Here is an 11,780-nt window from a genome sequence, read left to right as displayed (position 1 = left end):
GTTAGCCATTGACCAAATGTTTAATCACAGAATAAATCTCCGCACCATCCGCAGATAGCGATAAATCGGTACGAATGGTTCCGTCATGACTGCTGACAACCACCAGTTTGCATCTGAGGTCAGGACATTGACGAATACATTCCGAAACCGCCAGAGCATGGGTAATGAAATTCTCAACAGCCTGCGGCGATCCTGAGGTCACCCGCCCGTGTCCGCGGGCTAAAGTGCGTGTAATCAGCTGCTCTCGTGCAGCCTGCAGAAATACCCCCCCATCCGGTATAGGAACTAAAGAGATAAACCGTTCTATTTGCACAAGATCGGGGCTTAACGTCTCGTAAACAAACAAATAGTGAGCTATGTGTAACGTGCCTTCATCAACGATCACGATATAGTCAGGACCATCAAAGTATTTAATACAGCGATGCAGTCCAATATTACGCGCCACTATGCGGGCGATCTTCATTCTCTCTTTGAGCCCAATCTCGTCGGGTAGGTGGCGAATGAAACCATAACAAAAAAGCAGCAGTGTGCGATGGTGACGCAAACCTGCCAAACACCAGATCAACCCTACCAGCGTCATCACGATGCGTTGCCCAGCTTCGTGCGCGCACCAGGACAGATGCAGTTTATGCATGATCAGAGTTTGGGCAGAGATCACCTCCAGACTCTGCCCCTGATGACGAGCGATTATCTTGTGCAGCAAGGTTGACTTTCCTGACCCGGTACAACCTGTGAGTTCAATAATCATGACGCCTCCCCAGATGGAACGGCTTTTGACACACTAAGCTTCACGCGCGCGGCTGCCGCTCGCGTATCTGACTAAAGCCGAAATGAATTATCGTAGTAGTCGCGGAAATCCCTGTCTTTCGATGCAAATGGTACATCTAATCCGTTAATCACTATGTTGATCGGTTGCTCTTTGACCCGTTCAAGTTTTTCGATGCCACTTTTCACCTGATTGATCGGCGTCGAATCTGAACGTACAACGTAAATAATCATATCGGTATAGGTCGAAATAATTTCCGGGTCACTGACAATAAGAACCGGAGGGCAATCGAGAATAATCCGGTCAAATTGTGTTGCCAGCGAGGCAAGCAGTTGATCAAACCTAGGCGAGCCAATGATGGATTTGGAATCGTTGACCGACTGCCCTGCCGTGATCACTTGATAACTTTGATGAGTCGTCAGGCACTCCTCAATACTGTTCGTCCCTTGCACCAATTCAACTAAACCAGGCTTGAGAGGATCGATATCCAGTTCTTGTGCCATGACCGGTCGGCACAAATCACACTCAATCAGGACAACACGTTCAAACAAACCGCACACTTTAGCCATATTGATAGCGAGATTTGATTTACCCTCATGACTCAGACTGGACGTCACCATTACCGTTTTGTTCAGTTTCCCCTTGAGAAAGATTCCGGCTCGCAGCGAATGTATCGCTTCCAGAAAACGGCGTTCACGCAAGTCTCCGTTACGTTGACTGATCAATTTTGGCCGCGGTTCGTGGTGAGGGTTTTTGACCATAGGAACCACACCAAGCAGCGGATAGCCCAGTTTGCATTCAACGTCCACTGCATTGGTCAGCCGGTTACTCATGGCATCACGCACAAAGGCGAGAAATACACCAGTGAACAGGCTGGTTGCAAAAGCCAGACCGATCATTAATGCCTTTTGGGGTTTAAAAGGAACATAAGGGATAATCGCAGGCGCAATGACTCTGGCATTCACGACCTGACCGCCGCTCATCTCTGTCACTTGCTTAACCCGAGTCGCAAACAGCATGTAAAGATTACGGTTTGCGTCCACTTCCTGCTTCAACGCGTCCAGAACCGATGCTTTTTTCCCAAGTTCATGATAGCGGTTTTTGGTTGCCTCTATCGATGCCTGAATCGACGCTTCGTTTGCCCGTGCCACTTCGTATTGTTTTTTAATCCCTTCAATCACACTGCTGATCTGGCCCAGTAAGTTGGCTTCAATCGTTCTCAGGTTCTGTTGCGCTGCGACCATCACCGGATGCCGGGGCCGATAACGCACCGCTAACTCGTTCACTTTTTGTTTTGCTGCGCCCAACTGATTTTTAAGTTGTTGAACCAAAGGATCAGCTAGAACATCAGCCACTGCGGGAATAGCCGTTACACGAGCAGCCGAATTCTGTCCCCAATTTTCCACCTGTGAATAGGTATTCTTTATCGACGCCAGTGCCTGCTGGGCGTTAATCAACTTCATCGTCAATTCATCCAGCTTCAACGCGGGTAAGTGTTGGATACCATCAGCATCGATCAACATTTCTGACTCGCGGTATGCTTGCAGATTTTGCTCTGAGTCGGCCAGCGACTTTTTAAGCGCTGATAAGCGGCCTGCCATCCAGTTCTCAGCTGATTTGGTCAACAGGAGCTTAGCTTCCAGATTAGACTCTAAATAAAGATTGGCGTGAGCATTGGCAATGGTTGCCGCCAGCTCCGGATTTGAAGCGCTGAACCTGATTTTAACCAATTGAGTACTGACAACCGGCACTATCTCGAGCTTTTCCAAATAACTATCAACAGCCAGGTTCATCGGATTAATCGGTTGATCTGTTTCAGATGTTGCGCCACCCAAAGCGGCAATGAGGCGGTGCCAACCTGCTGACAGATAGTCCAGCGCAGATTGTAAGTGCAACTTTTCCAGCCACACACTCTTGTCGCGATTAGCTAACTTATCAACCAAATCCAGAGATAGAATGACTCTCTCAGCAATCGGACGAGATTTTAGGATCTCGTATTGCGTCTTGTAATACTCTTCACTGTTCTTGTTATTCATCAGATACACGTCATCGACAGGTAAAATCGTGGTCGTCTGAGACTCAAATATTATCGTGGCCGTCGCTTTATAGACTGCCGGCATCAATGACACGATGAGCGCCACTGACAGAGTAACCACACCCACAAGTATCAGAATTTTCCACCATACGCGCTGAATCACACCAAAATAATCACGCAGAGAAACTTCATTCTCTTTACTCCAAGGCGAGTCAGAATCAAATTTAGGAAAGTGATTAATAGACATAGTAAACAACCCCCCCACGCTACAGTAATCAGCGCGCTTGGTTTACAGATTATTCAGCTAATTGCTGCCTAGCCGATTAACTCCGTAAATCCGGCCATTTAAAATTGGCACCAATAACATTAAGACACTAGTTTCTTATCTACTTTTTTTATGCAACGACGACTGATATCGCCACTATTAATATTAGTATAATTAACAGAAATCGACGCATGAACAGACAGGTATGCAACGAAAAAAGATAAGAAAAATACTGTTTGCGGCCCCATAGAGTCACTCATCATATTCGACAATAGATAAGCAAAAATTGAAAACTTGCATACTCGGGCCCGACGGATGCTCAATCTGTCAGCCGAAGGTTGAATACGAAAAAAAACCAAAGAATAAATAAAGATCAGCATGCCAACCATTCCTAGCGGACCAAAAATACGCAAATAATCGAGTATTAAATTATGACTATGGGGAACGGAACCAGGTAAAGTACTCGTCACTCCTTCGCCGATATAAGGATAGGTCATACCAATATCCCAGGAATAACGCCAAAGATCCATTCTCGAATCTATGGTACGATATTCGAGCACGCTATCAAAAGATAAAGATGATAAAATATCAAAAAGTCTCGGATTAACAGAGACTAATATTTGGCTCTCTTTTACAATCACCACGGACAAGATGCCTACAAATACAGCAAAAAGCAATTTCGATAAAATGTTCGCTTCAATGTAAAATCCGATAAATACGACTAAGATGCACCCGGAAACGATAACGTTCGTTTTGGAACCAGATAGTACCAGTAACACGATGCACGTCAGTAACATAACTGTTGGCCAAAGCTTACCACGATAGCTTTTCTTATCACGATAACTAGTTCCTGAGCATAATTTATCGACATAGTAAACAAATGTTGTCGATGAGAAAATGGCAAGCTGATTCGGATTAGAGAAAAGTCCGGTAAACCGGTCATAACCATCGTAGTAAGAGGTACCCAGATTCATTCCCTGTTTCTGCATTATCGCAGCAATAAGGTTGATAATAATTCCTAAACTAATAATAATATAAGCCCGATCAAAAAAGCTGCTATCATTGTAGAAAACAAATGAGAAATACCAAAAGCATGTGAGAAATATAATTAATGACATTAAAGTCCGTGAAATAAACTCATCAGGATCAACAATAAACCGTAACAGATGAAGCATAAATAAAAACGTTAATGCCATCATCAGCAACTTGTTTCTTGATGCTTGAAAATTATAGAAAGATAACACTGTTTTGTCTTTTAGGATGATCATAATCATTAACAAAAAACAGAGTAATATATAACCATAAGAGAGACTCACACTGGAACTGCCCAACCTCATCAAGCTGGGCATAAACGAAACACCAAGCCCGATTGCCATGAGCAATTTGAATGGTTCAGTTAGATAGTGTTTTTTCATTCATCTCAATATTGAATGAGTACGCCAACTCAATCAATATTCTCCTCGATAAAGGCTCAACCATTGTGTCTTAACTACATTGATATCGAAATCACTCTTAGCCAAATTGAGGGAAGAATTTTTCATATTCGCTAACAGCTCAGGATCATGTTGCAATTTATCTATCGCAACCACGTAGTCAGAAATATTCTCACAGGAGAAGCCATTGCTGTATTCACCTTCTGCTTGCGGCAGCAAACAGTCGAGATTCTGCTTGCAGGTTGAAGTCACAATCGGCAATCCTAATGAAAGCGATTCAATCAGTACACGTGACAATCCTTCCCAACGGGATGGATGCAAAACCACCGAAGAATGAGTCATCCTGGAGAAAAGTTCACCCTGCTCGCTGTAAGCAATAATTTTGATATTGTCAGGCAAACTCGGGTGTTGCTTCATCACCGCATCCATATATTGAGGGTCTGGCGACCCTACCCAAACGAACTCTTTATCCTTCAACGCCTTGGCAATCTGAATAAAAATATCAAACCCTTTTTGATAACAGATTCTGCCAACAGATATCACTCGAAATTGATCATCAGATCGTTGAGCAGGCTGTTCCTTAATCATCACCGAATTATTGATATTACAGATATGTCTCGAGAAGCGTTTACCAATGTTAAATTCACTCTTTCCGCAGGTGACGGTCCGGCCTAAAAATGACAGCAGTATCTCCGCCATCAGAAAGATAAATCGGCTGAAGATGTTGAGGTCCTGGCGCAGGAACGCATAACCTCTTGGTGAGTATAAAACCAGAGGAACATGCTTACCAATTGCAGCTATACGCACATACAACCCAGCAAAACTGCTGTGCCCGTGCAATGCAAACGTCGATGATTTAATCAGGCGACGCACCATAAGAATATTTTTGAGGTGACGAAAGCGGCCATCTGAATACATTTCAATCCACTTAATATCGCTGTCGGCATGCTTGATTTCGTTATCACTATCATCACGCCGACAGTAGCAAACAGTTATCTCGTACTCGTCTTTGAGTAATTCACACAGTTGTTTGAGCGATTTTGCTGTGCCATAAGCAAAACACTCTGTCACCTGAATGATTTTCTTTTTTGCCATGGTCCACCTCCACACTGTTAAACTTATGCTGAACTCGCCAGGTCAATAAGCATCATGCGAAAAAATCTTGAATGGTGTTAACAGCAAAATTTTCAGATCGAGTAACAAGCTCCAGTGATTAATATATTCAATATCATAGGTTGCCCTTTTCTCCATGATATCAAGGGTTCCGACCGTGCAGTCATCCCCGCCACGATAACCACAGATTTGGGCCAGGCCGGTAATACCGGGTTTGATACGATGCCTCAGCATGAAATCTGGAATATGCTGGCTGTAGAACTGGTTAACCTCGACGGCATGCGGCCTTGGACCAACCAATGACATGTTCCCCTGTAATACATTGAAAATCTGAGGTAACTCATCGATGCTTGTTTTGCGGATAAAACGACCTACAGTGGTCACTCTGGGATCATGACGTTTAGCCAGTTCAAATGAGGTCTCAGCTTTAGGGGTATACATAGAACGGAATTTCCAGATTTCAATTTCCCGACCATCCCAGCCGTGACGTTTTTGTTTAAAGAATACCGAACCTGGTGAAGTCAGTTTGATAGCAATTGCCGTCGCAATGAACACCGGGGATAAGGCAACCAACAGCAGTACTGCCAGTACTCTGTCCATCAATGATTTAATCAATACGGCTTTAATACTGGTCATCGGACTGCCGGACAAGACAAGTAGTGGCAAGCCGGACAACTCACGAATGCTTCGGTCTATGGTATGAATCGATAGAATGTCTGGCACCCAAATAATGTCCACGCACTGATTATCAAGTAAACAAACGATATCCTCAACTTTGTTTAGATCCTTGAGGAGTAAGGTGATATAAACACGCCTAATACCATAACGAATAATCACATCACGAATATCACTGAAATTACCGACGATAGGTGCACTATTATCCCATTCCAACGTGGAGTCAGGATCACTGCCTAATACCCCGACAACCTGTTCAGCCAACCAGATATTGCTATTTAATTTGGAAATCAGATTCTTACTCAGATCATTTGTCCCGATAACTAAACAAGGTAAAGGAGTAGTAAATATTTGATGAAATCTTTTGGAAGCAAAATAAACCATGGCGTAAAACAGGATCTGAACAATAAGTCCAATTAATGACCAGAAAATAAATACCATTCTGTTCAGTTCACCAGTCTCTAACACAAGGTAGATGAAGAACGCCATGGCTAATATTACCACTGACCAAGCTTTCGTCAGCACCCAAAGCCCGAACAAAAATGTCCTTCGTCTTCCGAATAACATGCCATTGGCCTGGTGAAAGACGCCAAGCATCTGATAAATAATAAATATAGTTAAACAATTAATAACAGCCATGACTTTATACAGCTCGATATAAGTTTCTTCGAACCAATATGCCGCTGTGACCAAAATGATACAAGACGATGCCATACTAAATAGCAATTGCCCGTGTACTAACAGTGTTTGATGATAGCGGTACAATCTTTTGTGTGCATACTGCTCGGAAAAATAATGGTTCTCATTGGATTTTGATTTCATATCACGCATTTATTTTTGTCCGAACATCAGTTAATGATATTTTTAATTATAGGTGCGCGTTTATATCAGACATTAAATTGACGTATTATTTTTGAGACAACCACTCTAATTTAAATTACCGCTTAATAATCAGTCAATTGCAACGCTAATTCTAATCATAATTTAGTACTGAACTGATTTAGGACCGGAACATAATCCGGGAAAAGACCGCGAATTTAGATCAATAAGGTAGTCATGGATATCCAAGATAAAAAAGCGGTGACAAGGTCACTCATAGCTTAATGCGACATTACCTCTATGAGCTAAAAATGAAAGGCAGAGAAAACCGCCTTCTCTGCCTGATAGTGAATCCTGTCTGTATACTATCTGGTTATCCATCGCGTACCGACATGACGTGATAACCTCAAGGTTACCAATTATGGACGCGAAGAACAGATTCTGTCAGTTCATTGAAACCGGTAATGGTCGGCAACAACAAACTTATCACCCGGTTCCAGCGGGCAATCGGAGCCGCTGTGACATAAACAATGTCGTAGGGCTGCAGGTTAAACTCCGTACCAATCACTAACGCGGAAGCATCCTGAATATTGAGTTGGTAAACATCTGCCAGGCGATCAGATTTGTCATTTGACGTACGAATAACAAAAACTCCGGTCGCATCCGCAGAAAGCTGGTTAATACCGCCAACATTGCTTAACGCCTCAGTTAAGCTCATTCCGGCACGGTCAATTTTGAGTAACTTAGGATGATTGACCTCGCCCATCACGAACACTTTCTGGCTATCGTTGCGGGGCACATGAATAATATCTCCGGCTTGCAGTAGCTGATTTTGCGTCAAATCACCTCTTTGCATCAAAGCATAAAGCGATAGACTGGTTTCCTCACCATTTCGGGTTAGAGTCACATTACGCCAATCTGCGTCTGTGCCCAGTCCGCCGGCATTATTGATGGCATCTAACACCGTTAGAGGTATGTTGGTGATGGGCTGTTGTCCTGGTGAAGTCACTTCTCCGGTGATGTACGCCTTCTGGGAACGAAACGCAGCGACATTAACATCGACTTGTGGCTTCTCGATGTAATCGGCCAGTCTGAGTGCGATGTCCTTTCGTATCTCACGCACTGTCTTACCAGTCACGCTGACAATACCAATATATGGATAAAATATGGTTCCGTCGGCGTGCACCCAGTTCCCGGCCTCTGATGCACTGCGATAGGAGCCAGCAGGTATGGTCAGTTCAGGGTGGTCCCAAACGGTCACATTCAGAATGTCACCGGACCCCACCCTGTATTCATACGCCGAAACAAGCTTATCCAACAACAGATTAGGCTGAGAACGATAACTCAAGGGGGATTGATAACGACTCACTGAATAGGCATCAAGCGGATAAAGATTAATCTGGTCTGAAATATCTTCTGTATTCGTCTCCCGAATGACAACATTTTTGCCCGTTGGTGAGAGGTGTGAACCCGGAACAACAGTACATCCGACCAGAAAAAGTGGTAACACCATCGTAATGAGTAACATTTTTTTAGAATTCATAATTTCACATTCCCGTAAACGCCATTTTATTTTTCCAGCCAGAGAAAACGTTAAGAGACAGGGATTGCTCTGCCCGGTAAAATAAGTAAAAGCTCTACTCTTAATCAACTAACAATAGACTATAAATTCTCGATACCTTGCGATAATTTGCGCTGTTAATGGTTTAAATCAATGTAACACCTCTATGACATAGTTATATTTTTCAGAAACATAGCTATACATACGATTTAACACTCTGATTTAATCCATTGAATAAAAAAGTATTCATCTTAATAAAATGAAATCACTTGCATAGTCATAGGCAATCTATTTCATTTTATCAAATCCATATCTCCAGCAGGAGAACATCTTATTAATCATCTAGATAATATTTAGCCATAAATCATCACACCCAGCGTCTTATAAATGAGAAACATATTCACGTGATTAAATAATTTAAGTTATTTTCTGAATTATAATTGTTGGGTAATCGAGATATACCACTACTCGCCTACAGGGATTTAACAGAGATAGTCGTTACTAAAGGCATAAAGTCATGTTTATCAATAGTCTAGAAGAAGTCTGCGCCGGAAGACATTATCTGGCTTTAAGAAGCACCTGCCTTATCACCGCAGTCGGTATAGCATTGATGTCTTGTATCTCCGATGTAAACGCATATGAGGCTCATGCTGATCTTATCCAAGCGTTTGATACTTCTAATTATCCCAGTCCGGATCCCGCAGGTATTGTTTACTTACCTTCTGACGACAGCCTCATCATCACTGACAGTGAAATTAATGAAATGGCTATATTCCCCCCCGATCAAACCAACGTTTTCAAAATAGATCGCAGCAGTGGTGTGTTGCTAAAAACCTATTCTACTATTTCTTTTTCTGATGAACCCACGGGAATAACAATCAACACTGACAACAACCATTGTTTTATTTCTGATGATACCGGCCCGAAGTCCGTGTATGAAATCGCCCCTGGCAACGATGGTATTTGCCTGACTGAAGATGATAGTGTGAGCGCTTTCTCAACTGAAGCTTTTGGTAGTTCCGATCCCGAGGATATTACTTACGGTCAAGGTTCTTTATACGTCATGGATGGTATCTCTCACATCGTATATCGAATAACACCCGGACCAAACGGTGTATTCGATGGGGTTACTGTCGACGATGTGGTCAACAGTTTTGACGCCCGAGAACTGGGGTTGACTGACCCGGAAAGCATCTACTTCGATGCCATGACGAGTACTTTGTATATCATTAGTAGTACCGGTCAGTTCATTGTGCAGTCCACCACCGAAGGGCACTTGCTGCGAACTATTGATATCTCGCAGATCAACCCGAAAAAGCCGTCCGGGATCACTATCGCCCCCAGCAGTCTGGACCCGAGTCTTAACAGTATCTTTATGTCTGCCCGAGGCTGGGACAATGACAGTGACCCAACCGAAAATGACGGCATGATATATGAAATCACATTACCTCCTTACACTCAGGGTAATGCTGCGCCGGAGGTTTTTGCCGGTGATGACCTGGCGGTGGTAATGCCCGCACTTGTCAATCTGACCGGATCGGTGACAGACGATGGTTTGCCGGCCAATTCACTGACGACCTCCTGGAGTAAAATCAGTGGACAGGGAGATGTTGTTTTCTCCGATCCCGGCAGTACTGAAACGACGGCCTCATTTTCAGCGGCCGGCGATTATATCCTGCGTCTGACCGCATTCGATGGGGAATTACAAAGTGAAGACGAGGTAACCGTCAATGTTTCCGCTCAGGAAGGCGTTTTCACACTGACACGTCGCATCAATGCTAGCAATGATGATGCGGAAGAGCTCGCCACCGGCAGAATGCGTACCGTCAGCAGCGACTTGGAACTCGTTTATGATGGCTCCAATCAAGTCGTTGGTTTGCGCTTCAATACCATCAACATCCCGCAAGGAGCGACCATCAACAGCGCCTACATCCAGTTTCAGGCTGATGAAGTAAAATCGGTAGATACCACGCTGACGATTCGCGGCGAACTTTCTGCCAGTGCAACCGCCTTTCAGAAGGAAACCGCTAATATTTCAGCACGCATAGCCACCACCTCCGCCATATACTGGTCCCCCGCTCCCTGGTTGATCGTGGGCGAAGCGGATCTGGATCAGCGTACCCCCGACCTTGGGCCGATCATCGCCGAAATTACCTCTCAAAGCGGTTGGGCGGAAGGTAACTCTTTGGCAATACTGATTTCCGGTGACGGTGAACGCGTCGCTGAGTCCTTTGACGGCGACCAGGCTGGCGCGCCACTGCTGTACATCGAATATAGCTATGTTCCAGGAAATCAACCGCCATTAGTCGAAGCCGGTCAAGCTCAGACGATCACGTTATCACAAAGCGCCGTGCTTACCGGTGCGGTATCTGACGATGGTATTCCTGGCGATACACTCACTCAGAGCTGGAACAAAATCAGTGGTCAAGGCAGTGTGAACTTCACTAACGCAAGTAGCGCACAGACAAGCGCGACATTCTCGCTGGCCGGCATTTATGTCCTGCGCCTCACCGCAAGCGATGGCGATCTGACCAACTTCGATGATGTCGAGATCACCGTCACTCAGGATGGTCTGCAAACCCTCAGCCGGCGTATTGCGGCCAGTTCGGATGATGCCGAAGAGAAAGCGGATGGCAGTGTTAAGACTAACAGCAGTGATTTAGAGCTGGTTTACGATGGTTCAAATCAAGTCGTCGGCATGCGCTTTACTCAGATTGATGTTCCACAGGGTGCCAACATTGTCGGTGCTTATATCCAATTTCAGGCTGATGAAACGAAAGCGGTGGAAACCACACTGTTGATTCAGGGTGAACTCGCGGCCAATCCGGTCACCTTCGTCAGGGAAAGCCACAATGTGTCCTCTCGGGTAAGGACGGCAGCCTCTGTCACCTGGACGCCTCCCGAATGGAGATTAGTGGGTGAATCAGACAGTAAACAGAAAACCCCGGACATCAGTGCGATCATATCTGAAGTTACATCGCAGGCTGGCTGGGTGCCAGGAAATGCACTGGTCGTCATCGTCACCGGTATAGGTGAACGGGTCGCAGAGGCTTACGATGGTGAACCTGACGGCGCCCCGATTATTCATATTGAGTACACGCTCAATGATTAAA

Annotated in this window: 7 protein-coding genes; 1 reads left to right on the top strand and 6 read right to left on the bottom strand. The window is 44.6% G+C overall.

Translation table 11 applies throughout. The features are described from left to right. Position 1: 1 nt before the first annotated feature. The 6 genes from J0X00_RS18670 to J0X00_RS18645 form a co-directional block, all read right to left on the bottom strand. Positions 2-748 (bottom strand): hypothetical protein, encoded by a 747-nt coding sequence (locus J0X00_RS18670; RefSeq protein WP_282477447.1) that lies wholly within the window; start codon positions 746-748, stop codon positions 2-4. 71 nt (positions 749-819) lie between these two features. After that, positions 820-3,048: a polysaccharide biosynthesis tyrosine autokinase gene (locus tag J0X00_RS18665; RefSeq protein WP_282477446.1), complete on the bottom strand. Its 2,229-nt coding sequence runs from the start codon at positions 3,046-3,048 to the stop codon at positions 820-822. A 119-nt stretch (positions 3,049-3,167) separates the two neighbouring features. Further along, positions 3,168-4,481, bottom strand: a complete 1,314-nt coding sequence (locus J0X00_RS18660) for an O-antigen ligase family protein (protein WP_282477445.1) — start codon at positions 4,479-4,481, stop codon at positions 3,168-3,170. 33 nt (positions 4,482-4,514) lie between these two features. Continuing rightward, complete coding sequence (locus J0X00_RS18655; RefSeq protein WP_282477444.1) at positions 4,515-5,594, bottom strand: glycosyltransferase; 1,080 nt, start codon at positions 5,592-5,594, stop codon at positions 4,515-4,517. A 42-nt stretch (positions 5,595-5,636) separates the two neighbouring features. After that, a complete protein-coding gene (locus J0X00_RS18650; protein ID WP_282477443.1) occupies positions 5,637-7,118 on the bottom strand; it encodes an undecaprenyl-phosphate glucose phosphotransferase in 1,482 nt (493 codons plus the stop codon). Positions 7,119-7,518: 400 nt separating this feature from the next. Then, a complete protein-coding gene (locus J0X00_RS18645; protein ID WP_282477442.1) occupies positions 7,519-8,649 on the bottom strand; it encodes a polysaccharide export protein in 1,131 nt (376 codons plus the stop codon). A 535-nt stretch (positions 8,650-9,184) separates the two neighbouring features. On the opposite strand from J0X00_RS18645, the gene J0X00_RS18640 reads away from it, so the two are divergent. Beyond that, positions 9,185-11,779 carry a hypothetical protein gene (locus J0X00_RS18640; protein ID WP_282477441.1) on the top strand — a complete coding sequence of 865 codons (2,595 nt, stop codon included), beginning with the start codon at positions 9,185-9,187 and terminating at the stop codon, positions 11,777-11,779. Position 11,780: the final 1 nt, after the last annotated feature.

Origin of the sequence: Vibrio sp. ABG19 (assembly GCF_029962385.1) — a bacterium.
GTDB lineage: Bacteria > Pseudomonadota > Gammaproteobacteria > Enterobacterales > Vibrionaceae > Vibrio > Vibrio ostreae.
This window is presented reverse-complemented; position numbering and strand designations above follow the sequence as displayed.

Coding starts and splice junctions, on each gene's coding strand:
- J0X00_RS18670 (WP_282477447.1), bottom strand. CDS start 748: ATGATTATTGAACTCACAGGTTGTACCGGGTCAGGAAAGTCAACCTTG.
- J0X00_RS18665 (WP_282477446.1), bottom strand. CDS start 3,048: ATGTCTATTAATCACTTTCCTAAATTTGATTCTGACTCGCCTTGGAGT.
- J0X00_RS18660 (WP_282477445.1), bottom strand. CDS start 4,481: ATGAAAAAACACTATCTAACTGAACCATTCAAATTGCTCATGGCAATC.
- J0X00_RS18655 (WP_282477444.1), bottom strand. CDS start 5,594: ATGGCAAAAAAGAAAATCATTCAGGTGACAGAGTGTTTTGCTTATGGC.
- J0X00_RS18650 (WP_282477443.1), bottom strand. CDS start 7,118: ATGCGTGATATGAAATCAAAATCCAATGAGAACCATTATTTTTCCGAG.
- J0X00_RS18645 (WP_282477442.1), bottom strand. CDS start 8,649: ATGAATTCTAAAAAAATGTTACTCATTACGATGGTGTTACCACTTTTT.
- J0X00_RS18640 (WP_282477441.1), top strand. CDS start 9,185: ATGTTTATCAATAGTCTAGAAGAAGTCTGCGCCGGAAGACATTATCTG.